Genomic DNA, 23,013 nt, shown 5'->3' with positions numbered 1-23,013 from the left:
ATGTCGTCGGGTAATGCCCCGTCGTGTGCTTGCAGCGCCCAAAAGCGCGCGGCCGTGCTCTGCCTGGCCTCCGCATCCCCTCGGCGCCGGGCGCTTTTGGAATCCATCGGCGTCGCGGTCGAGGTGTGTCCAGGCGATATCGATGAGACCCCTAACCCTGGCGAGCCAGCGCCAGCCTACGTCGAGCGGCTGGCGATCGCCAAGGCCGAAGCGAGTAAAGCGCGTACCCATCTTCCGGTGCTGGGCTCGGATACCGCCGTGGTGCTCGACGGGCGCATTCTGGGCAAACCGCGCGACGCGCGTGACGCCCGAGCCATGCTCGCCGCGCTTTCCAACCGGACCCACCAGGTGATGACCGGTGTGGCCGTGATCGGCCCTGCGGGCACCCAGTCGTGCTGTGTCACGACCACGGTGCGGTTGCGCAGAATCGAAGACGATGAAATCGAGCGCTACTGGCAAACCGGTGAGCCCCAGGACAAGGCGGGTGGCTACGCCATTCAGGGCCTGGCCGCGGTCTTCGTCGAAGAGATACGCGGCAGCCATTCGGCCGTGGTGGGGCTTCCGCTTTTCGAGACTTCACGACTACTTTCAAACCAGGGTGTGTCCGTTTGGTCGGCCCGCCTGTAAAGTAGCTTCAAACGGATACCTTGAAGCAGCCGAGCCCCATAAGGAAGAGTGCATGAGCGGTGAAGTCCTTATCAATTTAACCCCCATGGAAACCCGCGTGGCGCTGGTCGAAAACGGGGTGTTGCAAGAGGCGTTGATCGAGCGCTCACGCAGGCGCGGCATCGTGGGCAATATCTACAAAGGCAAGGTGGTCAGGGTTTTGCCTGGTATGCAGGCTGCCTTTGTCGATATTGGTCTGGAGCGCGCCGCCTTCATTCATGCCCACGAGGTGATGGCCTCGGGGGCGCTCACGGACACGCCGCCGACGATCAATCACCTGCTTCACGAAGGCCAGGCACTGGTGGTTCAGGTCACCAAGGACCCGATCGGCACCAAGGGCGCCCGGTTGACCACGCATCTCTCGATTCCTTCACGGTATCTCGTCTATATGCCGGATTCGTCCAACCACGGCGTTTCTCAGCGCATCGAGGACGAAGCCGAGCGCGAACGCTTGAAAGCGCTGCTCGATAAAAGCGTGAACGCCCAAACACTGGAAATTACCGGCGGCTTTATCGTACGTACCGCCGCCGAAGGCGTGGGCGATGAAGAGCTCGAAAGCGATATGTACTTTCTGCTACGCATCTGGCGCAAGGTGAGCGAGCGCAAGATCAGCGCCGCGCCTCCGAGCGCGATTTACGACGATCTGCCGCTTTTCATGCGCACCCTGCGCGATGTGATGCGCGACGATATCGAGAAGGTGCGTATCGACTCCCGGGAGAACTTCGTCAAGCTCAAGGAGTTCGCCGAAGAGTTCATGCCCTATGCCGTGGATCGCATCGAGTACTACCCCGGCGAGCGGCCGATTTTCGATCTCTATAGCGTCGAAGACGAGATTCAAAAGGCGCTGGCGCGCAAGGTGCAGCTCAAATCCGGCGGGTACCTGGTGATCGACCCCACCGAGGCGATGACCACCATCGACGTCAATACCGGTGGCTACGTCGGCCACCGTAATCTCGAAGAGACCATTTTCAAGACCAATCTGGAAGCGGCTACCGCTATTGCCCGCCAGCTCAGGCTGCGTAACCTGGGCGGTATCATCATCATCGATTTTATCGACATGACCGATGTCGAGCATCAGCGCCAGGTGCTGCGCGTGCTGGAAAAAGCGCTCGAGCGCGACCACGCCAAGACCAAGTGCACCGGCGTCACCGAGCTTGGCCTGGTACAGCTAACCCGTAAGCGCACCCGGGAGAGCCTGGAGCAGACGCTTTGTGAAGCCTGCGCTACCTGCGGCGGACGCGGTACGCTGAAAACTCCGGAAACCGTGTGCTATGAGATCTTTCGCGAAATACTGCGGGAAGAGCGGGCCTACAGCGCCGACACCTACCGCGTGCTGGCCTCCCAGCCCGTGGTGGATCGTCTCCTCGATGAGGAGTCGGCGGCGGTAGCCGATCTCGAGGCGTTTATCGAAAAAACCATACGGTTCCAGGTCGAGCAGCACTACTCCCAGGAACAGTACGATATCGTGCTGATGTAATGACGCTACCTGCTTCACTTTTTGGCAAAGTACTGGCCACCCTCGCCGGGCTTTTGGCGCTGATCGCGGTCGTGCTTCTATCGGTCCGGCTGCTGTTCAGCCAGGCCGAGCAACTGATCCCCCCGATCGAGTCGCTGCTCGAATCCAGAATCGGCGCGCCGGTCACCATCGAACACCTGGTCCTGTCCCTCGAGCGCAACGATATCGTGCTGCGTCTGGAGGGGCTCAATGCCGAGACCGATGACGCGCCGCTGGTGTCGCTTAAAAGCGCCTACCTGCGCCTCGACACCTGGGCATCGATCAAAGCGTTCGCGCCGATTTTCAGCGACGCGCGCCTTGCCGAACTCGATTTTCACCTCTATCAAACCGGCGAGGCCAGCTGGGGCTGGCCCGAGCCCGCCACGCTCCCTTTGCTTTTCGCCGAGGAACCCGAGGTCGATCTCGACAAGATCGACCGCTGGACCGCGATCATTTTGAAGCAGCGCCTCTGGATGCGCGATAGCCTGCTCACCCTGCATGGACGCGAAGATTCCCTGACGCTCAGCGCCCCCCGGCTGCTTTTGGGGGGCAACGAGGAGCTTGCGCGCTTCGAAGGCGCGGTCAATATCCTGGAGGCGAGCACGCTCGACGAGGTCGATGCGCTGCCAGCGCTGATTTTGCAGGCGGAAATGCAGCCGGGCCCCGATGGGCCCAGCGATTTCTCTGCCGCGATGCAACTCGAACTACAGTTGGACCACCTGGTGGCGCTTGGCGATGTGTTTCGCGCCGAGCATATGCCGCATATCGAGCAGGCCGGCGGGTCGGTACGGCTGTGGGGTGATTGGTTTGGCGGCGAGCTGAGAGAAGTACGCGTCGGGATGGGTATTCCCCAGCTCACGCTGCGCCAGCAAGCACAGTTTGCGGTGCTGCGTGATATTCAGGCCGACGGACAATGGGCCCGCGACGACGAGGGCGGCGAGGCGTGGCTTAGCGCCAACGCCGAGAGCGTCGAGTGGGCGCAGCCGGATAACGTCAGCGAAGGGCCGGCGCTGCCGCGCCACTGGTATCTGGCGCACCAGCCCGGCCAGTGGGAGCTGCGCACCAGCCCCTTCGAGCTTGCCTCGCTGACGGCCTGGCGCGAGTACGCCTTTTTGCCCGAATCGGTGACGCGGGTACTGCAAACGCTTTCACCCAGCGGCCAGGTGCAGGGGCTGCGCCTTGGCCAGCAGGAGGGGCGCTGGGGCATAGATGCAGCGGTCACTAATCTCAGCGTTCAGCCCTGGCAGCAGGCGCCTGGCGGCGGCCCGCTGGATGCCTGGGTGCAGGCGCGGGATTTGCGCGGGCGTGTCACCTTTAATAGCGCCGGTGAAAGCGAGCTCTACTTCCCCAGGCTGTTCGAGGCGCCGATGCAGCTTCGCCACGCCGAAGGCCGTGTGGAGTGGGTCTACGATGGCCCACGCAGCATGGTCAGTGGCCGCGATCTGGACGTTAACTGGGACGGCGCCGAAATAAGCGGCGGCTTTGGTCTGATGACCGGGGAGGGCCGAGGGCAGTTCGGTCTGAATATCGATTTTGCCAACGTCGACGCCATCAACTACCCGCTCTCCCAGTGGCTGCCGGTCAAAACTTTTGGCGAGGGCATTCGCGATTTTTTGCTGGATGATGTCGGCGGCTTCGTGCCCAGCGGTTCTCTACGCCTGGGACTGCCCTTTGGCGGTAATCGCGAGGAGAATCCGCTCACCGCTACGCTCGCGCTCGATATCGAACGCGGCTACCTGCCGATTGCCGACGACTGGCCGATGCTCGAAGGCGTGGAAGGGCGTTTGACCTGGCAAAATCAGGTGCTCGAGGCCCAGGTCGATCGGGCGCAAAGCCTGGGCGTCGAGGCCTTCGATGGCGAAGTGCGCATGGAAGATGAGCACCTCAACATCGGCGGGCGGCTTTCCAGCAGCGGCGCATCGCTGATCGATTTCATCCAGGCGATTCCCGATATCGATACTGCGCTGCTGAACGACCTGGAGGCCAGCGGCCAGGTGGAGGGCGAGCTACTCGTTGGGCTGGATTTGGACGACCCCGAGGCGCTCGAAGTCGAAGTGAACGCCAGGCCCTGGTTTTCACGGATAAGCTACGCGCCCCTGGACCAGGCACCGCTGACCGATGTCGGCGGAGACATTACCTGGCAACAGCGCGGTTCACGGTTTGCGCTACTGGGCAGTGCCGAGGGTCGGCTGCTGAATGGGCCCATCACGGCGGATTTCGACGTGCCCGCCGAGGGGATCACGTTAGGCGGCGAGCTCGATACCGGGGCGCTTTTTACCTTGGCCGGTATCGAATCGGAACACGCCCGGTCGCTTTTGAACGGCCGCGCGGACTGGGCGAGCTTCGTTCGCCTCGAACCAACCCCCTACGTGCGCTTTCAAAGTGATTTTACCGGCGTGGAGAGCACGCTACCGGCGCCGTTCGATAAACGCCGCGGCGTGGCGTGGCCTTTCGCCTTCGAGGCCGATATCGAAAGTGGCAACGTGGAGGCCCGGCTGGCGGATGTGCTTCACGCGCGACTTATTGTCGATGATGCCATTGAAGGTGCGGTAGCGGTGGGGCGCGCCGCGCCGCTGACCGAGCTTTCACCGGCGCCGGGACTTCGTATCGAGGCGGATCTCGAGCGCCTCGATATTGGCGACTGGCAGCGCGCGCTGGCCCCGCTGAGCGGCGGCGCCTCCGGCGCCTCCGGCGGGTCTCCGGATGAGCTTTTGCGCTTCGACGCGCCGGTGTCGCTGATGTTCGATACGCCGTGTCTGAGCTTTGATGACGCGTGTCTGGGGGAGCTTAGCCTGTCGGCGCGTTTGGCCGACCAGGCGTTGAACGCCCAGGTCGGCGGCGATATCGTTTCCGGGCGCGTGGCGTATCAGCCGGAAGACGAGCGGCCGCTGGATATCACGATCGCCACCCTCGACGTCGACAAACTGATGGACCTCTCCTTTGGCGATGACGAGGCGCCCGCTCCGGACTCCTGGATGGACGCGATCGAGACCTCGCACGTTGAGCCGGTGGGCGCGCCGGACTGGCTCGACAAGATGCCCAACGGGCGCTTGCGCCTTGCCGAGGTCAATATTCAGGATAACCAGGTCGGCCCGCTGACCGCCTACTGGCAGACCGGGCCACGGCGCTTTGCGCTGTCACCGGTGGGGCTCACGCTTGGCCAGCTTTCGCTGACCGGTGAGCTTTTATGGCAGGGCCAACAGAGTCGCGCCGATATCGCCGTACGCGGCGGCGATATCGGCTCGGCGCTCGAGCACCTTGGCCAACCGGTGCCGATTCGAAGCCGCACCACGCGCGCTAACGCAAGCCTTGATTGGCCCGGCGCCCCTTGGCAGTTGGACTTGGCCCGCGCCACCGGGCGACTGGATGCGGATATCCGCGATGGGCGCTTCGTCTCGATGAACTCGACGTCGGCGCGGCTCGTCGGGCTTTTGAACTTCGATAATATTCTTAGGCGCCTGCGCCTGGACTTTAGCGATGTCACCGGCGAAGGTACCGCTTTCGACCGGGTTTACGGCAGTGCCACCGCCGCCGGCGGGCAACTCACCCTTCGCGAGCCCTTGCAAATCGAGGCGCCGGCCGCCACGTTAAGGCTTACAGGACGTGTTAATCTTTTACAGCGTGAACTCGATCAACGCTTGGGCGTCACACTGCCCGTTAGCCAAACGCTGCCTCTGGCCGCAGTGGCAGTGGGGGCGCCGGCCGTCGGCGCCGCGCTGTTCGTCGCCGATCAATTGTTTGGCGAGCCGCTGAATCGAGCAACAACTTTACATTTTCGCGTGCAAGGCCCCTGGACCTCGCCGCGGGTTACTTTGGAAGGCCCTTAATGACCGCACACACGAGCGATTTGGATTTTGCCGCCTCTATTTTACTGGCGCCCAGCGGCCTGGATGTGAAGGCGCTGGATACCGGACTCGACTACGCGCTGGGTGCCGGTATCGACTACGCGGATCTTTACTTTCAGCGCACCTGGCAAGAGGGCTGGGTACTGGAAGATGGCCGCGTCAAGGAGGCCAGCTACAACATCGACGGTGGTGTTGGCGTGCGCTCGCTAGCGGGTGAGAAAACCGGCTTTGCCTACTCCAACCAGATCAACGCCAACGCCTTGATGGATACCGGGCGCACCGCCGCGGGCATCGTGCGTAGCGGCAAGCGCCTGCCGGGCCAGGCGGTCAATATCGTCACCGCCGAGCATTATTACGCCGGCCTCGATCCGTTGGCCGGGCTTGGCGCCGAAGAGAAAGTCGCCATGCTCATGGAGGCGGATAAAGTGGCGCGCGCCGCCGACCCAAGTGTTAGCCAGGTCAGCGCCTCGCTCTCCGGCACGTATGAAGTCGTGCTGGTGCGGGGCAGCGATGGAACCCTTGCCGCCGATATCCGCCCGCTGGTGCGTTTCAACGTCAGCGTCATCGCCGCGAAAAACGGCCGCCGCGAGCGCGGTGGGGCTGGCGGTGGCGGGCGCTACTCCATGGCCACGCTCAAGGAGCAGGGCGCGGCGAGTATTTACGCTAAAGAAGCCGTGCGCCAGGCGTTGGTCAACCTCGAGGCCGTGGACGCTCCGGCCGGGCAAATGCCGGTGGTGCTGGGGGCAGGCTGGCCGGGTATTTTGCTTCACGAAGCGGTCGGCCATGGCCTGGAAGGCGATTTCAACCGTAAGGGCAGCTCGGCGTTTTCCGGGCGTATGGGCCAGCGCGTTGCCGCCAAGGGCGTGACCGTCGTGGACGATGCGACGATCATGGATGGCCGGGGCTCGTTGAGTATCGATGACGAAGGCACGCCGGGTCAGAACACGCCGCTGATCGAGGACGGAATCCTGACCGGCTACATGCAGGACAAGCTCAATGCTCGGCTAATGAACATGGCGCCTACCGGCAACGCCCGGCGCGAGTCCTTCGCGCACTTGCCCATGCCGCGCATGACCAACACCGTCATGCTGGCCGGCCAGGACAGCCCCGAGGACATCATCAAAAGCGTCAAGCGCGGTATCTATGCGGTGAGCTTTGGCGGTGGCCAGGTGGATATTACCTCGGGCAAGTTCGTCTTCTCGGCAAGCGAGGCGTACCTGATCGAGGATGGCAAGCTAACCGCCCCGGTCAAGGGGGCCACTTTGATTGGCAACGGCCCAGAGGCGATGGGACGGGTGTCCATGATTGGCCACGACATGGAGATGGATACCGGTGTCGGCGTGTGCGGTAAAGAAGGTCAAGGCGTGCCGGTGGGCGTGGGTCAGCCCACGTTGAAGCTCGATGAGCTGACCGTGGGCGGCACGCAGTCCTGATGGATCCAGGTGCCCCTAAAAAAGGGGCCCTAATGAAGGGTTCTAAAGAACGAGGGTTTCGCGCAGATGCTTGAAAAGCTTGCGGGCGCTGACCGGCGGCTTTTCCTGCTCGCGCTCTTTGCGGGCGTTGCGTACCAGTTGGCGAATGGCCTGGCGGTCGGCGTCCGGATGCTCCGCCAGAAAGCGGTCCACGGCGGGGTCGCCTTCGTCGATCAAGCGGTCGCGCCACTTTTCGAGGCGGTGAAACGCATGATCGCGCTGGTTTTTCTCCGCTTCGATGGCGTCGAACACGGCGTGGATCGCCTCGAGATCCTCCTTGCGCACCAGCTTGCCGACGTACTGCATATGGCGACGGCGCCCTTCGTGGGAGCGAATGCGCGAGGTTTCTTCGATGGCGGCGAGCAGGTCGTCGGATAATGGAAAGCGCGCGCGTTCGGCGGGCTTCATGGCAATGAGCGTCTCGCCCAGCGTCTGGAGTTCGTGCATTTCGCGCTTGAGCTGGGACTTGCTGGGCCGCTCGAGCGGTTCATCAAACTGATCGTCAGGGCCGCTAGCGGGGCGTTTTTTAGGCATACAGGCACTCACTTAATAGATTTGTCGCCAGCTAGTATACCAGCTGCGACCACGACATTTGATCCGCCAGCCACGATAGGCGATGAGGAGAGAGTTATGGCACAGGCATTCGATGCAGCCGCTCAGGAAAAGGAGTTGGTCGCGCGCGCTCAGGAAGCCCTGGCGCTTGCCAAAGAGCTGGGCGCCGATGAAGCCGAAGTAGGCGCAAGCGTCGATCAGGGGCTTGGCGTGAGCGTCCGCCTGGGCGAGGTCGAAACCGTCGAGCTTTCCCGGGATCAGGGAATTGCGGTCACGCTTTACGTAGGCAAACGCAAGGGCAGTGCTTCGTCGAGTGACGCAAGCTCGGCGTCGATCAAGGCGGCGGTCGAGAAGGCGCTGGCAATTGCCCAATACACCGGCGAAGACCCGGCGGCGGGGCTCGCCGACGCCTCGCTAATGGCCACCAAGTTTCCGGATCTCGACGTTCACCACCCTTGGGCGCTGGATACGGAGCGCGCCACCGAGCTTGCCTTGGCCTGCGAACAGGCCGGGCGCGACGTGGCGGGTATCCATCAGTCCGAAGGCGCGTCGCTTTCAAGCGGCGAGGGCGTGCGGGTCTACGCCAACAGCCACGGCTTCATGGGGACCCAAAAAGGCAGCAGCCACTCGCTTTCCTGCATGCTGATCGCCCAGGACGAGCGGGGCATGCAGCGCGACTACGACTACACCAGCGCCCGGGACCCGCGCGCGCTTCGAGACCCGGAAAGCGTAGGCCGTGAGGCGGCCAGGCGTACCCTGCGCCGGCTCGGCGCCAAACGTCCGCCGACCGGCACCTTTCCGGTCCTTTTCGACCCCTCCCAGGCAAGCGGGCTGGTGGGCCACCTGATGGGGGCACTGGCCGGCGGCGCGCTTTATCGCGAAGCCTCGTTTCTATGCGACAAGCTTGGCGAGCCGCTTTTCCCCGAGTGGTTCAGCCTCGAGGAGCGCCCGCTGGAAGTGGGGGCCATGGCGAGCTCGCCCTTCGACGGCGAAGGCGTGCAAACCCGCCACAACCGCTTTATCGAAAACGGGCGCATCGCAAGCTACATGCTCTCCTCCTACAGCGCGCGGCGCCTTGGCATGAGCACCACCGGCAACGCGGGTGGGGCGCGTAATATTCGTCTCGAAGCGCCGTTGGAAAGCCTGGACGCCCTTCTTGAACGCATGGGGCGTGGGGTGCTTGTCACCGAGTTGATGGGCCAGGGCGTGAATGGCGTTACCGGCGACTACTCGCGCGGCGCGGCGGGGTTCTGGGTAGAAAACGGCAAAATTCAGTATCCGGTGGAGGAGTTCACCATCGCGGGCAACCTCAAGACCATGTTTAGCGGGCTGAGTGGGTTGGGCGACGACCTGGATACCCGGGGCAGCATCCATACGGGCAGCTGGCTGGTCGATGCCATGACCGTGGCCGGTAGCTGATCCCGATACACGCCACTCGCTAAAGCAAAAGCCCGCCGTTCAAAACGGCGGGCTTTTTAGTGGGCAGGCTTTTTTAAACGCTAAAAAGTAGGCGCTAAAAAGAGCGCTCAGCGTATACGGCGGTAGTTCGCGTCCAGCCCCAACCGCTCGAGCAGACGGGTGAACAAGAAGGCTTCGTCGCCGGTGAGCGAACGGCTCAGGCAGTTCAGGTACTCACGGCGCGAGTAGCGCCACCAGCGCGGCGCCTTGTAGGCATCGAGGTCGATGGCGACCATGCGCCCGTCGCGTACCAAAAAGTTGCCGGTATGTAGGCCGCGACAGTGAATGCCGTTTTGATCGAACGCCACCAGGGCATCCAAATATTGCGCCTGCAGGTCTGGCGAGTCCAGGATCAGCTCCTTTAGCGCCACGCCGTGGATATTTTGGGTGGCCAACCGGTAGGGACGGGCCTCGGTGATCGTTGGCGTGGCAATGCCCAGCGCGTCCAGGCGCGAGGCAATCAGCGCGAAGTTGAGCCCGGGGTAGGGGCGAATGCGCAGCAGGTAGCGCAGCCGGTCGAAGGTCTTGGGTTGGAAGGTCTTGATGAACTGGTCGTGCTCGGGGTCAAAGTGGACCCGGGAGTATTTGCCGGTTTGGATTAGCTGCATATTTTGCTCGACAGGTGGATGGGGACGCTGCCGCTTATGGCCCGTTGTCAGGTATCTTCGTCGAAGCGGGCGTCGAACAGTGCTTGAATCGCTTCCAGGGTCTGTTCGGCGTCCTGGCCCACGGCTTCGACGGTCAGCGCCGTACCGCAGGGCGCGGCCAGCATTAAAAGCGACATGATGTTGGCGGCGTCGGCCTTCTGGGTCTGCTTATAGACGTATACCCGAGACTCGAACCGCTGCGCGCAGGTGACAAGCTTGGTGGCGGCGCGGGCGTGAAGGCCGCGCTGGTTGGTCAATGTAAGAATTCTTTCGGGCACCCTGGTTCCTTTTTGCCTAGCGGTGTCTTGATTGAATGTGCGTGGTTCATAAGGGATGACACGGCAAGCTCCCGCCGCCCAGCATTACGATGGGGTGGCGTCATCAACGCTGTAGTGAATGCCCAGCTCGCGGTGGCGAAGCTGTACGCTGGAGCGCTTATCGAGCATCTTTTTGGCCAGCTGTTCGACCATGTACACCGAGCGGTGCTGGCCGCCGGTACAGCCGATAGCGATGGTCATGTAGCTGCGCTGGCTGCTCTGGTAGGCCGGAAGCCACTTCTCCAGCCAGTTGAGAATATCCATGCCCATCTCATCGACGACCGGATAGGCCTCTAAAAAGGTGGCAATCTCGGCGTCGCGCCCGGTGAAGTGTCTAAGCGTCGGGTCCCAGTAAGGGTTGGGCAGACAGCGGATATCGAACACGATATCCGCGTCCAGCGGCACTCCCCGCTTGTAGCCAAACGACTCGAGCGTCAGGGTGAGCTGGCTCTGGCGCTGGTGGCCCAGCTGGTCGGTGATCCGTCCGCGCAAATCGTGCACCGTCAGCCGCGAGGTGTCGATCATTAGATCCGCCAGTTCGCGGATGCCAAAAAGCGTCTCTTCCTCCTTGGCGATCGCTTCTTCCAGGGTCATCCCGCTGTCCCGGGTCAGCGGGTGGCGCCGGCGCGTGGCCGAATAGCGCTCGAGCAAAATCCGGGCGTCGGTGGTGAGATAAATCACCTGTACGCGGGTACTGCCGGATTTGATGTCCTGAAGCAGGGCCGGAAAGCGCTCCAGGGCCGTGGGCAGGTTGCGCGCATCGATACTCACCGCCAGGTGCGTGCGCTCGCCTTGCTGTCTTAGCTCATCGACCAGTGAACCCAGCAGCATGGCCGGCAAGTTGTCGATGGCGTAGTAGCCCAGGTCCTCCAGCGCCTGAAGCGCAATGGACTTTCCCGACCCGGAGCGGCCGCTGATAATCACCAGTTGCATAGTGTTTCTCTTCGGTCTGTAGGGCTGGGTGGGTAGGGCCTTGATTTAGCTGCCCGTTTGCTCGCGAATTTTGGCGGTGACGATCTCCAAAAGCTCGCGCTGGCTCTCGCATTTGCGAAACTGCGCGCGCGTGGCGGCGTCATTCATGATGGTGGCGACCTGACCCAACAGCGCAAGGTGGGTGTCGTCGGCCTCTTCCGGCACCAGCAGTACAAACACCAAATCCACCGGGTCACCGTCGATGGCGTCGAAATCCACCGGTTCGGCAAGCTTTAGAAAGCCGGCGATAGGGGCGCTGCAGTGAGGGCTGCGGGCATGGGGAATCGCGACCCCATTACCAATGCCGGTACTGCCTAATCGCTCCCGGCCTATCAGACGGCTGAACACTTCCTGGCTATCCAGGCTGGGCGTATTTTGGGCGATGAAGGTGCTGAAGAACTCCAGCACGCGCTTTTTGCTGCCCCCGGGGACGTCGAACAGCACGCGCTCCGGGGGGAGTATGGTTTCCAGGGTCATCGATTTAACGCACGCCAGCGCCCTGGGCGCGAGCTTGTGCTTTTTCCTTGTGTTTTACGAGTTGGCGGTCGATTTTGTCGGCCAGCGCGTCAATGGCGGCGTACATGTCGTTGTCCTGGGCTTCGGCGTGCAAATCGGCGCCGGCCGCATGGAGGGTGCAGGCGGCCTGCTGACGCTCTTTCTCGATGGAAAGCGTGACATGAACGGTGGTGATATTGTCGTAGTGACGCTCGATACGTTCGAGTTTTTCGTTAACGTAATCGCGCAGAGCGTCGGTCAGTTCCAGGTGATGGCCCGTAATATTGACTTGCATCGACGTACTCCTAATCCAGGACTGTCCTTTGATTGTAACCCTTTTTCTACCGTTGCAAAGCCCCGGCGGCCAGTTTCACTTTTTAACGCAAACGCCGCCGTTCGCTGGAGGAGGGAATCCCCATGGCCTCGCGGTATTTTGCCACCGTGCGCCGCGCTACGCTAATACCGCCATCTTCCAATAGTGACACCAGGCGGCTGTCCGAGAGCGGCTTGCCTGGCGTCTCTTCTTGAATCAGTTTTTTCAACCGGGCGCGGATCGCCGTGCTGGAGTGGCTGTCGTTGCCGTCATGACCGCTCACTTGGCTCGAGAAGAAGTACTTGAGCTCAAATACGCCGCGGGGGGTGTGAATGTATTTTTGCGTCGTCACCCGTGAAATCGTCGACTCGTGCATCTCCACGGCCTCGGCGATATCGGCGAGTATCAAGGGTTTCATGGCCTCTTCGCCGCGCTCCAAAAAGCCAAGCTGGCGGGCGATGATCTCGCGACCGACGCGTAACAGCGTATCGTTGCGACTCGAAAGGCTCTTGATCAGCCAGCGAGCCTCTTGTAGGTGCTCTTTTAAAAACTGGTTGTCCTGGCTCTTGTCCGCCCGCTTGATCAGGCTTGCGTAATCAGGCTGGACGCGCAGCCGCGGAAGCGCCTCGGGGTTGAGCTCGAGGTGCCAGCCTTCGTTATCGTGGCGTACCACCAGATCCGGAGTGATGTAGCTATCGTTGGTGATGCCATATGCGCTGCCCGGGCGCGGGTCCAGGCTTCTGATCAGTCCGATGACGTCATCGAGTTGCTCGTCGTCAAGCCCCAGGCGGCGCTTCAAAAGGCGCATGTCGTCCTTGCCGAGCGCTTCGAGAAACTGGCGCACCAGGCGCTTGGCGGGCACCAGAAGCGGCGTGTCGTCGGCCAGGGTGGCGAGTTGGAGCATCAGACATTCGCGAAGGTCGCGGGCGAAAACGCCGGTGGGTTCGAACTGCTGCATACGCATCAGCGTGTTTTCCACCTCGCGCTGACTCAAACCCTCGAGCCCCTGGGCCTTGAGCCCTTCGCGAATATCGTTGAGAGGCTGGGTGAGGTAACCGTTGGGGTCCAGCGCGTCGATCAGGCTTTCGGCAATGGCGTATTCGCGCTCACTGGCGTCGGTCATGGCCAGCTGCCAAAGCAGGTGGCCATGCAGGCTTTGGCCCGCCGCCTGTCGCTCGAAATCCGGCCCCTCACTGCCGGCGCTGGCCGCCATGTCCTGATAGGTGTCGGACCACTCGCTATCGATGGAGAGTTCGCTGGGGATGCTTTCTTCCCATTCGGCTTCGGCGGTCTCGGTCACGCTCTCTTCGCCAAACTCGTCCTCTTGTTCCAGCAACGGGTTGGCGTCGAGCGCCTGCTGGATTTCCTGGCGAAGATCGAGGGTGGAAAGCTGTAGCAGGGCAATGGCCTGCTGCAGTTGAGGCGTCATGGTCAGCTGTGTGCCGACACGCAGCTGTAAAGAGGCTTTCATGACCATTGAAGAACCACTCGTTACTCGTAAAGCTCCACCCTAGTGCGAGTTGGGGTCCGGCGCAAGTGCAATAAATATGCCACTACACGGAACTTTAGGATTGGCGATGGTTTAGAGGCGGAAATCGGCGCCCAGATAGACCTCACGAACCTTCTGGTTATTCAAAATGGCGGTTGAGTCACCGCTTGCAATGATGTGGCCGTCACCCACGATATAGGCGATATCGCAGATATCCAGCGTCTCGCGCACGTTGTGGTCGGTGATCAGCACGCCGATGTGGCGTGCCTTGAGAGCCAGGATGATCGACTTGATCTCGCCGACCGAGATCGGGTCGACCCCGGCGAAGGGCTCGTCGAGCAAAATGAACGCGGGGTCGGTGGCAAGCGAGCGGGCAATCTCCACGCGGCGGCGTTCGCCGCCGGAAAGACTCATGCCCAGGTTGTCGCGGATATGGGTGATGTGGAAATCGTCGAGCAATTGCTCCAGGCGCGCCTCCCGGGCGCGGCGGTCCAGCTCCTTGCGCGTTTCCAGAATCGCCATGATGTTATCGGCCACCGACAGCTTGCGAAAAATCGATGCCTCCTGGGGGAGGTAGCCGATGCCGGCGGTGGCGCGTTCGTGCATCGGTGCCCGGGTCAGGTCGCGCTCGTCGATTCCTACCGTGCCGGCATCGGCCTTGACCAGGCCCACGATCATATAAAACGAGGTGGTCTTGCCCGCCCCGTTGGGCCCGAGTAGGCCCACCACGCTGCCCTGGGTGATCTCCAGGTTGATGTCTTTTACCACCCGGCGGCGCTTGTAGCTTTTGGCGAGATGGCGGGCGTGAAGCGTTTTGACCGCCCCAGATTGCGTGCTCGACACGGTCATTCTCCTATTGCGCGGGCTGTAGCGTCATGCGGATGCGCTGGTTGTCGCTACCGCTAACGTCTGAGCGCGCCTGAACCACTTCGCGGTCGATGAAGTACTCAAGGCGCCCGCCCTGAAAGCGGTCGGCTCGCTGGTGGAGTTCGGCCTGGTCGATAAGCTCGATGCGCCGTTCGCTGACGTGGTAGACGATACGCCGCGCCCAACCTTCCATCGGGCCTCCGTCGTTTTCGAGCTGATTACGAAGGTAGGCGCGCTCGCCGGTGGCCACTGCCTGGGAAAGCTCGCCGGCGTCGTTGCGCGAGATTTCGACACGGTCGCCGCGAATCTGCATTTCCCCCTGGCGGATATCCACATTGCCGGAGTAGACGGCGGTACCCGCGCGCTGATCAAGATCGAGCCGGTCGGCTTCGACTTCGACGGGGGCCTGGCTTGTCTGGGCGGCGGCGCTCAAAGGCAGGGCCAGTACCAGTAGCGCGGTACGTAAAAACGGGTGCATAACGACTCCTAAGGCGTTGAGCGGGCGGGCGGGTGAGTGCCGCGTACGTTATCGGTGAGCCGGACCTGGCTCGTGTCGAGCCAGACATCCATGCGGTTGGCGCTCATCTGCTGAGGAGGCTGCTGTAAAAGGGCCGGTGCCTCGGTGTAGGCGTGGCGGTCGACGCCATCGTAGTGTAACCGCTCGGTATCGAGCTGCCAGCCCTCCTCCGGGGCGAGCAGTCTGGCCGAGCCCTCCATGACCAGCGACTGACGCTCGTTTTGCAGTATGCCGTGGTCAGCGCTGGCGAGCCACTGGCGCTGGTCGGAATCGAATAGCGTCGCGCGCGGCGCGTCGACCTCGGTCAGCGCTTGCTGAGGTGTATGGACCAGGTGCGGCGTTCTAAGGTGCTGTGTGACGCCGCCGGTTTCGCCAAACAGCGTAAGCTCGGCATTTTCCAGCACATGGCCGGGTTCCTCGCGCTGTACGTCCGGGTCGACCTCGACGACCTCCGGCCCGCGCGGGTCGAGCCAGACGAGCCAGGCCCCCAGCGCAATGACCAGCGCCGGTAGCCACAGGCGTTTTCTGATCCGCGTTATCGTCAAACCCGCCATCGCGTTGCCTCTAGAGGTAGGTGTCCATCACCGCGTCCCAGTGGCCCTGGGTCATCAGCAGCGTATCGCAAATTTCGCGCACCGCGCCGTGGCCGCCAAGTGAGTCGGTGATCCAGTCGGCGTGGGTATGCATGTAGTCCGGCGCGTTGGGCACGGTAATGCCGACACCGGCCCGTTTGATGCAGCCAAGATCGGGCAGATCGTCGCCGCAATAGGCCACCTGATCGAGGGTGATGTCCAAACGCTTACAGAGCGCTTTAAGGGTATCGAGCTTGTGCTCGACGCCTTGATAGACGTGGGTGATCCCTAGCGACTTCGCGCGTTGGCTGACCATGGGCGAGTCCCGGCCGGTGATTAGCGCGACGTAAAAGCCGGCGCGCTTCAAAAGCTTGAGGCCGTGGCCGTCCTGGGTGTGAAAAGCCTTGATTTCGACACCGTCGGCCTGAAAGTAGAGGCGGCCGTCGGTGAGTACTCCGTCCACGTCGATCGCGAGCAGGCGAACGTGGCGGATGCGGTCGTTTAAAGCATCGGGTACGGCCATGGAGTCTCCTTTATAGCGGTATTGGGACTGAGTACGGTTTAAATCACGCCGCTCGAAAGCAGGTCGTGCATGTGTAAGGCACCAATGGGGCGCTCGTGTTCATCGACCACCGCAAGCGCAGTAATGCGGCTATCCTCCATCAGGCGGACGGCCTCGGCGGCGAGCATGTCCGGGCGGATGCGCTTGCCCGGACGAGTCATGACCGTATCGACGCTGATGACACGTAAATCGTGGTGTTCGTCGAGGGTCCGGCGCAGGTCACCGTCGGTGTAAACGCCGGCCAGTCGGCCCTGGGCGTCGACCACGCAGGTAAAGCCAAGCCCCTGGCGGGTGATTTCCAAAAGCGCATCGCGAAGCGGGCTGCCCAAGGGGACCGTCGGCAGACGCTCGCCGCTGTGCATCAGATCCTTCACGCGCAGAAGCAAACGCTTGCCAAGGCTGCCACCGGGGTGGGAAAGTGCGAAGTCCTCCGCAGTAAAGCCCCGCGCCTCCAAAAGCGCGACTGCCAGCGCGTCCCCCAGCGCCAGGGCCGCGGTGGTCGAGCTGGTCGGCGCCAGGTCGAGCGGGCACGCCTCCCGGGCCACGCCGCTATTCAGATGGGCGTCGGCGTGGGTGCCAAGCGTGGACTCGGGGCGGCCGGTCATGCTGATCAAAGGCACGCCCAAACGCTTCAAAAGCGGCAAGAGGGCGGTGACCTCGGCGGTTTCGCCGGAATTCGAGAGCGCGATGACCACATCCGAGCGGGTGATCATCCCCAGGTCGCCGTGGCTCGCTTCACCCGGGTGGACGAAAAAGGCCGGCGTGCCGGTGCTGGCAAGCGTGGCCGCCAGCTTGCCGGCGATATGGCCGGATTTGCCCATGCCGGTCACGACCACCCGCCCCTGGCAGGCCAGAATCAAGGCGCAGGCGTGATCGAAATGTTCGTCCAACTTTTCCTGAAGCTCGCCTATGGCGGCCTGCTCGATTTGTAGCGTGCGCAGGGCGCTTTCACGTAACGCGCTGGGGGAGGCGAGAGGCGCTGACATTATGGGCTCACTAAGCTTGCGGTATTAAGGCCTTAGAATAGCATTTTGGATCAATGGATAGGTATCGCCGTTTTGACAATTCCTTGTAGAGCAACGTTTTAAAAAACATCCTTTTGGGCGGCTTCGCGCGTAACGGGTAGCGTTGAGGTACAATGTTCGCTAATATTTCGGAAACACTGTTTTTAAATTGCCGGTCTTGATGAGCCCGTGCCCAAGCGTTAGCCATGACTTTAATGGTCGCGATATTTTAGCGTTAGTGGTGTCCCGGCCCTGGCGTCGACGATACCGCCGTTAAATCTCGATACGCAAAGTCAGTCAGCTATCCGCCCTGTGAGGAGGGTTTATCCACTCATGACGCAAATACCCTTCATTGAAATCGAAGACCTTCACTTTTCCCGAGGCGAGCACGAAATTTTTCGCGGCGTGAACATGCGTATCCCGCGGGGGCAGGTCACCGCCATCATGGGCCCCAGCGGTACGGGTAAAACCACGCTGTTGAAACTGATCGGCGGCCAATTGGAGCCGGACCGCGGTCGTGTGCTGATCGACGGGCAGGACGTTCATAAACTTTCGCGCAAGGCGCTTTTTGCCCTTCGCAAACGTATGGGCATGCTGTTTCAAAGCGGCGCGCTTTTCTCGGATCTGAACGTTTTCGAAAACGTGGCGTTTCCGCTTAGAGTGCATACCGACCTGCCCGAGGCGATGATTCGCGATCTGGTGCTTTTGAAGCTTCAGGCGGTGGGGCTTCGAGGTGCACGCGAGCTGACCCCCGCCGAGCTTTCCGGCGGCATGGCGCGGCGGGTGGCGCTGGCGCGCGCCATCGCTCTGGACCCGGAGCTGGTGCTTTACGATGAGCCCTTCGTCGGTCAGGATCCGATCTCCATGGGCGTGCTGGTGCAACTGATCAAGCGCCTGAACGAGGCGCTCAGGCTGACTTCGGTGGTGGTCTCCCACGATATCAAGGAGACGCTGAGCATTGCCGACTACCTGTATCTGATCGCCGATGGTCAGGTCGTGGCCGAGGGCACGCCGGACACCTTCGATACCAACGACGACCCCCGGGTGAGCCAGTTCGTTCACGGCGAGCCCGACGGGCCAGTGCCGTTTCACTACCCGGCGGCAAGCTTCTATAGCGATATGCTGGGCCAGGCGCTGCCCAAAAGGACAGAGTAATGCAGGCACTATTCAAGCAAGTCGCAAGGCTTGGTCGTAAAGGATGCGACACGGTAGAGGCCCTGGGCCGCGCCGGGGCATTTCTTGCCCAGTCGAGTGTCGGCGTTCCCTCCAAAGAGGGTTTTTCGCTTTGGCTGCGACAGATGCACTTTATCGGCGTACTGTCGATCGCCATCGTGCTGGTATCGGGGCTATTTATCGGCATGGTGCTGGCGCTGCAGGGCTATACTATTCTGGTCGACTTCGGCGCCGAGCAGGCGCTTGGGCAGATGGTGGCGCTGTCGCTTTTGCGAGAGCTTGCCCCGGTGGTCGCCGCGCTGCTGTTTGCCGGCCGTGCCGGGTCGGCACTAACCGCCGAGATAGGCTTGATGAAAGCCACCGAGCAGCTGACCAGCATGGAAATGATTGGCGTGGACCCGCTCAAGCGCGTGGTGGCCCCCAGGCTCTGGGCCGGGTTCGTGGCGCTGCCCATTCTGACCGTTGGCTTTAGCGTCGTCGGTATCTGGGGAGGCTACCTGGTCGGTGTCGAGTGGCTGGGCGTGTTCGAAGGCTCCTACTGGAGCAACATGCAGGCAAGCGTTGCCTTCGTGAGCGACGTGGGCAACGGCATGATCAAAAGCCTGGTGTTCGCCCTGGTCGTCACGTGGATCGCAGTTTTTCAGGGTTACGATTTGGTACCTACTTCCGAAGGGATTTCCCGGGCGACGACGCGTACCGTCGTCTACTCGTCCCTGGCCGTGTTGGGCCTTGATTTTGTACTTACCGCCGTCATGTTCGGCGGCCTTTGATAGCGGGAGCACGTTCATGAAACGCAGTAAAGCCATGGAGTTCGGCGTCGGTCTGTTTATGCTGGCGGGCATCGTCGGGCTCGTTTTTCTGGGCCTTCGGGTTAGCGGGCTTTCGCTTTCGGCGCCAACACAAACGTTTCAGCTGGAAGCCAATTTTTCCAACATTGGTGGCCTCAAACCGCGCGCGCGGGTCACGATGGCCGGTGTCACCGTGGGTCGGGTCGAGTCCATCGACTTGGATACCGAATGGTACGATGCCCGCGTTGTGCTGCGTCTGGATAACGACCTGGAGGGGCAGCTCTCCCAGGATACGACGGCGGCGATTCTCACGGCGGGCCTTTTGGGCGAACAGTACGTGGGGCTGACCGTCGGCGGGGCGCCGGACACGCTCGAAGACGGTGGCGTTATCCGCGACACCCAGTCGGCGCTGGTACTGGAAGAACTAATTCAGCAATTTGTATCCAACATGGTTAGCAGCTAAACCTGTACCGGATTCGTTATAAAACACTCAGTCGAGAGGTAGAATGTCATGAAAGCCTTCAATAACCCGCTAAGTTACTGGTTGACGGTGCTACTGGCGGCCGTGGTGTTTGCACTGCCGGCGACCGCCAGCGCCCAGAGCCAGTCCCCCGAGGCGATGATTCGTGAAAACGTAGCCGGCTTCATGGCACGTATCGACGGCCGCGAAAGCTACTACGCCAACAATATCAACGAGCTCAAGTCGATCGTCGATGAAACGCTGGACGAGGTCGCGGACTTTCGTTATATCGGCGCAAGCGTAATGGGGAGCTATTTCCAGAACGCGTCGCCGGAACAGCGCAGCCGTTTTGCCAGCGTCTTTCGCCAGACCCTGATCGATACCTACGCCCGTGGCCTTGTGACCTACGACTACGAAGACCTGCGCGTGCTCGATAACCAGCGTGGCCAGCGCTACGAAGACCAGGCAACGGTCGACATGCAGGTCGTAGCCAGTGGCGGCCAGGTCTATCCGGTCAGCTATAGCCTGCGCCAGACCAATGGTGAATGGCGCGTCGTCAACGTGATCGTTAACGGCATCAACCTGGGGCTTACTTTCCGCAACCAGTTCGACCAGGCCATGCGTCAGCAAAATCGCGACTACGATGCGGTCATCCGCAACTGGTCGCCGGAAGTAGGCGTGGAAGAGCTCGAGCAGGGGGGCGATGCGTGACCCAACTGGTAACCCAGGACGGTGTAACGCTCGATCAACGGGGCGCGACACTGTTTCTCCAGGGCGGTTTGACCATGAACGCAGCGGCCCAGGTGGCCGCTGCGGGCACGTTGTGGCTCGAGCAAAGCGCATCGACGCCGGTGACGCTTGATTTCACCGGCGTCGAAACCGCTAGCAGCGTGGCTTTGAGCGTGCTTTTCGAGTGGTTGAGAACCTGCGGTCAGCGCGCCATTACCGTGGAGCGTATCGCGCTTTCACCCCCCTTGATGCGCCTGGCTTCGCTCGCCGAACTCGATGATATGATCGACGCGCCCCACCTCGCCTTGACCTCTTGAGACCGGCATCGCCAAGCGCGATGCTTTTCTTTATCATGTCGCCTTATTTTTTTAATTAATCGTCCCCAGAGGAGTTTTCTGTCTCATGCAACCCAACGAGGTAAAAGCGCTGCTTGAATCCCGCATCGACGGATGTGACTTTCATATTCAGGGGGAAGGTTGTAATTTTCAGGTCGTCGCGGTGGGTGAGGCCTTCGAAGGACTCTCACCGGTCAAACGCCAGCAACTGGTGTACCAGGCGCTAAGTGACGAGATTGCCTCCGGCGCCCTTCACGCGATCAGCATTAAAACCTATACGCCGGCGCAGTGGCAAAACGCGCCGGAAAACGCCCAGTAAGGCGCCTCCATGGATAAACTCCTGATTACCGGCAACGGTCGTGCCGACGGCGAAGTGTGGGCGAGCGGTGCAAAAAACGCGGCCCTGCCGATTCTGTGTGCCAGCCTGCTTTCGAAAGGCCCGGTGGTGATCGGTAATTTGCCGCATTTGCAGGACATCACCACGACCCTCGAGCTTCTAGGGCGTATGGGGGTCGAGCCCGTGATGGGCGAGCGGCTGAGCATCCAGCTCGATGGCTCCCAGGTCACGCACTGCCACGCCCCTTACGAGCTGGTCAAAAAGATGCGCGCCTCGATTCTCGTGCTGGGCCCGCTTCTGGCCCACTTCGGTAAAGCGGATGTTTCGCTACCCGGCGGCTGCGCGATTGGCTCGCGCCCGGTGGATCTGCACATTCGCGGGCTGGAAGCGATGGGCGCCCAGATTCGCGTCGAGGCTGGCTACATTCGCGCCAGTGTGGAAGGGCGCTTGAAAGGCGCAACCATCTATTTCGATACCGTCACCGTGACCGGCACCGAGAATCTTTTGATGGCGGCGACACTGGCCGAAGGTAAGACGGTGCTGGAAAACGCCGCCCGCGAGCCCGAAGTGGTCGACCTGGCCGAGTGTCTGATCAAGATGGGCGCGAACATTCGCGGCCAGGGTACCGACACCATCGTCATCGAAGGCGTGGAGTCGCTTCACGGCTGCGAGCACGACGTCATGCCGGACCGCATCGAAACCGGGACGTTTTTGGTCGCCGCGGCGATGACCGGCGGCCGGGTGAAGGTCACGCGCACCCGGGCGGATATTCTCGAGGCGGTACTCGCCAAGCTCGAAGAGGCCGGTGCGGACATCACCTGCGGGGATGACTGGATCGAGCTCGATATGCACGGCAAGCGCCCGAAGGCGGTCAATATTCGCACCGCGCCGTACCCGGCGTTTCCCACCGACATGCAGGCGCAGTTCGTGGCCATGAACGCCGTGGCCGAAGGCCACTCCCGGGTGGTGGAAACCATCTTCGAGAACCGCTTCATGCATGTCCAGGAGCTCAATCGCATGGGCGCTGACATTGCGCTCGAGGGTAATGCCGCGCTGATCACCGGTGTCGATAAGCTCTCCGGGGCACCGGTGATGGCGACCGACTTGCGCGCCTCGGCGTCTCTGGTGATTGCGGCGATGATGGCCGAGGGCGAGACCCTGGTCGATCGTATCTACCATATCGACCGCGGCTACGAGTGTATCGAAGAGAAAATGCAGTTGCTGGGGGCGAAGATTCGCCGCATTCCCGGCTAGCCACGCGACCAACTACTGGCCAACACCATGAGTAAGCAACTGATTTTAGCGCTCTCCAAGGGGCGCATATTAGAGGAAACGCTGCCGCTTCTAGCCGACGCCGGTATCACACCGGCGGAGGATTTGAGCAAAAGCCGCAAGCTCTTGTTCGATACCAATCTGCCCGATGTGAAGTTCGTGGTCATTCGCGCAACGGATGTGCCCACCTACGTACAGCTGGGCGCGGCGGATTTGGGGATTGCGGGTAAGGACGTGCTGCTCGAGCACGGCGCCGAAGGGCTTTACGAGCCCGTCGATTTGGATATCGCGCGTTGCCGGCTGATGACCGCGGGCGTGACCGGTCAGGCGCCTTCCAAGGCACGCCGTCGGGTCGCGACCAAGTTCGTCAACATCGCGCGGCGCTACTACGCCGAGCAGGGCATCCAGGCCGAGGTGATCAAGCTTTACGGGGCGATGGAGCTGGCGCCGCTGATGAACCTGGCCGATGAAATCGTCGATATTGTGGACACCGGCAATACGCTGCGCGCCAACGGCATGGAGCCGCGAGAGCTGATCGCGGATATCAGCACCCGGCTGGTCGTCAACAAAGCGGCCATGACCATGAAGCACGATCGTATCAAGCCGCTGCTTGCACGGCTTTCCAGCGCGGTCGAAAAACGCCGGGCAGACGCAGTCCAGTCATAAGGGATTTTCG

General features: G+C 61.7%; 25 protein-coding genes. 13 read left to right on the top strand and 12 right to left on the bottom strand.

Translation table 11 applies throughout. The features are described 5' to 3' along the window. Genes ACWFVE_RS09665 through tldD form a run of 4 tightly spaced genes read left to right on the top strand, consistent with a single transcriptional unit; the run spans position 1 to position 7,439 of the window. Positions 1 to 627 carry a Maf family protein gene (locus ACWFVE_RS09665; protein ID WP_447529061.1) on the top strand — a complete coding sequence of 209 codons (627 nt, stop codon included), beginning with the start codon at positions 1 to 3 and terminating at the stop codon, positions 625 to 627. Between the two features lie 52 nt (positions 628 to 679). Then, positions 680 to 2,143 carry a ribonuclease G gene (rng, locus tag ACWFVE_RS09660; RefSeq protein WP_447529060.1) on the top strand — a complete coding sequence of 488 codons (1,464 nt, stop codon included), beginning with the start codon at positions 680 to 682 and terminating at the stop codon, positions 2,141 to 2,143. Then, the gene (locus tag ACWFVE_RS09655; protein WP_447529059.1) at positions 2,143 to 5,988 is read left to right on the top strand and encodes a YhdP family phospholipid transporter; all 3,846 of its coding nucleotides are present in this window, start codon (positions 2,143 to 2,145) and stop codon (positions 5,986 to 5,988) included. The genes rng and ACWFVE_RS09655 overlap by 1 nt, the downstream gene beginning before the upstream one ends. Next, positions 5,988 to 7,439 carry a metalloprotease TldD gene (gene tldD, locus ACWFVE_RS09650; protein ID WP_447529058.1) on the top strand — a complete coding sequence of 484 codons (1,452 nt, stop codon included), beginning with the start codon at positions 5,988 to 5,990 and terminating at the stop codon, positions 7,437 to 7,439. The genes ACWFVE_RS09655 and tldD overlap by 1 nt, the downstream gene beginning before the upstream one ends. Positions 7,440 to 7,481: 42 nt before the next feature. On the opposite strand, the gene yjgA is transcribed toward tldD, so the two are convergent. Beyond that, positions 7,482 to 8,012: a ribosome biogenesis factor YjgA gene (gene yjgA / locus ACWFVE_RS09645; protein WP_447529057.1), complete on the bottom strand. Its 531-nt coding sequence runs from the start codon at positions 8,010 to 8,012 to the stop codon at positions 7,482 to 7,484. A 96-nt stretch (positions 8,013 to 8,108) separates the two neighbouring features. Here yjgA and pmbA point away from each other — a divergent pair, with 96 nt between their 5' ends. Then, on the top strand, positions 8,109 to 9,449 hold the full coding sequence (gene pmbA, locus ACWFVE_RS09640) for a metalloprotease PmbA (protein ID WP_447529056.1): 1,341 nt from the start codon (positions 8,109 to 8,111) through the stop codon (positions 9,447 to 9,449). Between the two features lie 107 nt (positions 9,450 to 9,556). On the opposite strand, the gene ACWFVE_RS09635 is transcribed toward pmbA, so the two are convergent. The 11 genes from ACWFVE_RS09635 to ACWFVE_RS09585 form a co-directional block, all read right to left on the bottom strand. Then, positions 9,557 to 10,096, bottom strand: a complete 540-nt coding sequence (locus tag ACWFVE_RS09635; protein WP_447529055.1) for a hypothetical protein — start codon at positions 10,094 to 10,096, stop codon at positions 9,557 to 9,559. 47 nt (positions 10,097 to 10,143) lie between these two features. Continuing rightward, positions 10,144 to 10,413, bottom strand: a complete 270-nt coding sequence (locus ACWFVE_RS09630) for an HPr family phosphocarrier protein (protein ID WP_447529054.1) — start codon at positions 10,411 to 10,413, stop codon at positions 10,144 to 10,146. A gap of 84 nt (positions 10,414 to 10,497) precedes the next feature. Continuing rightward, entirely contained in the window at positions 10,498 to 11,385 is an 888-nt protein-coding gene (gene rapZ, locus ACWFVE_RS09625; RefSeq protein WP_447529053.1) for an RNase adapter RapZ, read from the bottom strand. A gap of 45 nt (positions 11,386 to 11,430) precedes the next feature. Next, positions 11,431 to 11,901: a PTS sugar transporter subunit IIA gene (locus ACWFVE_RS09620; RefSeq protein ID WP_447529052.1), complete on the bottom strand. Its 471-nt coding sequence runs from the start codon at positions 11,899 to 11,901 to the stop codon at positions 11,431 to 11,433. A 4-nt stretch (positions 11,902 to 11,905) separates the two neighbouring features. After that, complete coding sequence (hpf, locus tag ACWFVE_RS09615; RefSeq protein ID WP_447529051.1) at positions 11,906 to 12,214, bottom strand: ribosome hibernation-promoting factor, HPF/YfiA family; 309 nt, start codon at positions 12,212 to 12,214, stop codon at positions 11,906 to 11,908. Positions 12,215 to 12,296: 82 nt separating this feature from the next. Beyond that, positions 12,297 to 13,709 (bottom strand): RNA polymerase factor sigma-54, encoded by a 1,413-nt coding sequence (locus ACWFVE_RS09610; RefSeq protein WP_447529050.1) that lies wholly within the window; start codon positions 13,707 to 13,709, stop codon positions 12,297 to 12,299. A 105-nt stretch (positions 13,710 to 13,814) separates the two neighbouring features. Continuing rightward, a complete protein-coding gene (gene lptB, locus ACWFVE_RS09605) occupies positions 13,815 to 14,564 on the bottom strand; it encodes an LPS export ABC transporter ATP-binding protein (protein ID WP_447529049.1) in 750 nt (249 codons plus the stop codon). Positions 14,565 to 14,574: 10 nt separating this feature from the next. Further along, the gene (gene lptA / locus ACWFVE_RS09600; protein WP_447529048.1) at positions 14,575 to 15,066 is read right to left on the bottom strand and encodes a lipopolysaccharide transport periplasmic protein LptA; all 492 of its coding nucleotides are present in this window, start codon (positions 15,064 to 15,066) and stop codon (positions 14,575 to 14,577) included. 8 nt (positions 15,067 to 15,074) lie between these two features. Then, positions 15,075 to 15,659, bottom strand: a complete 585-nt coding sequence (gene lptC / locus ACWFVE_RS09595; RefSeq protein WP_447529047.1) for an LPS export ABC transporter periplasmic protein LptC — start codon at positions 15,657 to 15,659, stop codon at positions 15,075 to 15,077. A 10-nt stretch (positions 15,660 to 15,669) separates the two neighbouring features. Beyond that, complete coding sequence (locus tag ACWFVE_RS09590; RefSeq protein WP_447529046.1) at positions 15,670 to 16,200, bottom strand: KdsC family phosphatase; 531 nt, start codon at positions 16,198 to 16,200, stop codon at positions 15,670 to 15,672. A gap of 38 nt (positions 16,201 to 16,238) precedes the next feature. Then, the gene (locus ACWFVE_RS09585) at positions 16,239 to 17,225 is read right to left on the bottom strand and encodes a KpsF/GutQ family sugar-phosphate isomerase (RefSeq protein WP_447529045.1); all 987 of its coding nucleotides are present in this window, start codon (positions 17,223 to 17,225) and stop codon (positions 16,239 to 16,241) included. Between the two features lie 351 nt (positions 17,226 to 17,576). On the opposite strand from ACWFVE_RS09585, the gene ACWFVE_RS09580 reads away from it, so the two are divergent. The 8 genes from ACWFVE_RS09580 (at position 17,577) to hisG (ending at position 23,003) form a co-directional block, all read left to right on the top strand. Further along, positions 17,577 to 18,398, top strand: coding sequence for an ABC transporter ATP-binding protein (locus ACWFVE_RS09580; RefSeq protein WP_447529044.1), 822 nt, complete (start codon positions 17,577 to 17,579; stop codon positions 18,396 to 18,398). After that, positions 18,398 to 19,186 (top strand): lipid asymmetry maintenance ABC transporter permease subunit MlaE, encoded by a 789-nt coding sequence (gene mlaE, locus ACWFVE_RS09575; RefSeq protein WP_447529043.1) that lies wholly within the window; start codon positions 18,398 to 18,400, stop codon positions 19,184 to 19,186. The genes ACWFVE_RS09580 and mlaE overlap by 1 nt, the downstream gene beginning before the upstream one ends. Before the next feature lie 16 nt (positions 19,187 to 19,202). Beyond that, positions 19,203 to 19,667: an outer membrane lipid asymmetry maintenance protein MlaD gene (mlaD, locus tag ACWFVE_RS09570; protein WP_447529042.1), complete on the top strand. Its 465-nt coding sequence runs from the start codon at positions 19,203 to 19,205 to the stop codon at positions 19,665 to 19,667. A 48-nt stretch (positions 19,668 to 19,715) separates the two neighbouring features. Then, a complete protein-coding gene (locus ACWFVE_RS09565) occupies positions 19,716 to 20,375 on the top strand; it encodes an MlaC/ttg2D family ABC transporter substrate-binding protein (RefSeq protein WP_447529041.1) in 660 nt (219 codons plus the stop codon). Beyond that, positions 20,372 to 20,710, top strand: coding sequence for an STAS domain-containing protein (locus tag ACWFVE_RS09560; protein ID WP_447529040.1), 339 nt, complete (start codon positions 20,372 to 20,374; stop codon positions 20,708 to 20,710). Before ACWFVE_RS09565 ends, ACWFVE_RS09560 begins: the two co-directional genes overlap by 4 nt. Positions 20,711 to 20,795: 85 nt before the next feature. Continuing rightward, the gene (locus tag ACWFVE_RS09555; RefSeq protein ID WP_447529039.1) at positions 20,796 to 21,047 is read left to right on the top strand and encodes a BolA family protein; all 252 of its coding nucleotides are present in this window, start codon (positions 20,796 to 20,798) and stop codon (positions 21,045 to 21,047) included. 9 nt (positions 21,048 to 21,056) lie between these two features. Next, positions 21,057 to 22,319 (top strand): UDP-N-acetylglucosamine 1-carboxyvinyltransferase, encoded by a 1,263-nt coding sequence (gene murA, locus ACWFVE_RS09550; protein WP_447529038.1) that lies wholly within the window; start codon positions 21,057 to 21,059, stop codon positions 22,317 to 22,319. A gap of 27 nt (positions 22,320 to 22,346) precedes the next feature. Next, positions 22,347 to 23,003 carry an ATP phosphoribosyltransferase gene (gene hisG, locus ACWFVE_RS09545; protein WP_447529037.1) on the top strand — a complete coding sequence of 219 codons (657 nt, stop codon included), beginning with the start codon at positions 22,347 to 22,349 and terminating at the stop codon, positions 23,001 to 23,003. Positions 23,004 to 23,013: the final 10 nt, after the last annotated feature.

It is taken from the genome of Vreelandella mediterranea (assembly GCF_970647075.1).
Note: the sequence above shows the minus strand (reverse complement) of the source record. Positions and strands in the feature narration are given on the sequence as shown.

Bases quoted from the DNA above. Each gene is read 5' to 3' on its own strand.
- ACWFVE_RS09655 (WP_447529059.1), top strand. From the start codon at position 2,143: ATGACGCTACCTGCTTCACTTTTTGGCAAAGTACTGGCCACCCTCGCC.
- ACWFVE_RS09565 (WP_447529041.1), top strand. From the start codon at position 19,716: ATGAAAGCCTTCAATAACCCGCTAAGTTACTGGTTGACGGTGCTACTG.
- hpf (WP_447529051.1), bottom strand. From the start codon at position 12,214: ATGCAAGTCAATATTACGGGCCATCACCTGGAACTGACCGACGCTCTG.
- ACWFVE_RS09585 (WP_447529045.1), bottom strand. From the start codon at position 17,225: ATGTCAGCGCCTCTCGCCTCCCCCAGCGCGTTACGTGAAAGCGCCCTG.
- ACWFVE_RS09635 (WP_447529055.1), bottom strand. From the start codon at position 10,096: ATGCAGCTAATCCAAACCGGCAAATACTCCCGGGTCCACTTTGACCCC.
- ACWFVE_RS09555 (WP_447529039.1), top strand. From the start codon at position 20,796: ATGCAACCCAACGAGGTAAAAGCGCTGCTTGAATCCCGCATCGACGGA.
- ACWFVE_RS09620 (WP_447529052.1), bottom strand. From the start codon at position 11,901: ATGACCCTGGAAACCATACTCCCCCCGGAGCGCGTGCTGTTCGACGTC.
- yjgA (WP_447529057.1), bottom strand. From the start codon at position 8,012: ATGCCTAAAAAACGCCCCGCTAGCGGCCCTGACGATCAGTTTGATGAA.
- mlaD (WP_447529042.1), top strand. From the start codon at position 19,203: ATGAAACGCAGTAAAGCCATGGAGTTCGGCGTCGGTCTGTTTATGCTG.
- rng (WP_447529060.1), top strand. From the start codon at position 680: ATGAGCGGTGAAGTCCTTATCAATTTAACCCCCATGGAAACCCGCGTG.
- ACWFVE_RS09610 (WP_447529050.1), bottom strand. From the start codon at position 13,709: ATGGTCATGAAAGCCTCTTTACAGCTGCGTGTCGGCACACAGCTGACC.
- pmbA (WP_447529056.1), top strand. From the start codon at position 8,109: ATGGCACAGGCATTCGATGCAGCCGCTCAGGAAAAGGAGTTGGTCGCG.
- tldD (WP_447529058.1), top strand. From the start codon at position 5,988: ATGACCGCACACACGAGCGATTTGGATTTTGCCGCCTCTATTTTACTG.
- lptC (WP_447529047.1), bottom strand. From the start codon at position 15,659: ATGGCGGGTTTGACGATAACGCGGATCAGAAAACGCCTGTGGCTACCG.
- ACWFVE_RS09590 (WP_447529046.1), bottom strand. From the start codon at position 16,200: ATGGCCGTACCCGATGCTTTAAACGACCGCATCCGCCACGTTCGCCTG.
- murA (WP_447529038.1), top strand. From the start codon at position 21,057: ATGGATAAACTCCTGATTACCGGCAACGGTCGTGCCGACGGCGAAGTG.
- hisG (WP_447529037.1), top strand. From the start codon at position 22,347: ATGAGTAAGCAACTGATTTTAGCGCTCTCCAAGGGGCGCATATTAGAG.
- ACWFVE_RS09580 (WP_447529044.1), top strand. From the start codon at position 17,577: ATGACGCAAATACCCTTCATTGAAATCGAAGACCTTCACTTTTCCCGA.
- rapZ (WP_447529053.1), bottom strand. From the start codon at position 11,385: ATGCAACTGGTGATTATCAGCGGCCGCTCCGGGTCGGGAAAGTCCATT.
- mlaE (WP_447529043.1), top strand. From the start codon at position 18,398: ATGCAGGCACTATTCAAGCAAGTCGCAAGGCTTGGTCGTAAAGGATGC.
- lptA (WP_447529048.1), bottom strand. From the start codon at position 15,066: ATGCACCCGTTTTTACGTACCGCGCTACTGGTACTGGCCCTGCCTTTG.
- ACWFVE_RS09665 (WP_447529061.1), top strand. From the start codon at position 1: ATGTCGTCGGGTAATGCCCCGTCGTGTGCTTGCAGCGCCCAAAAGCGC.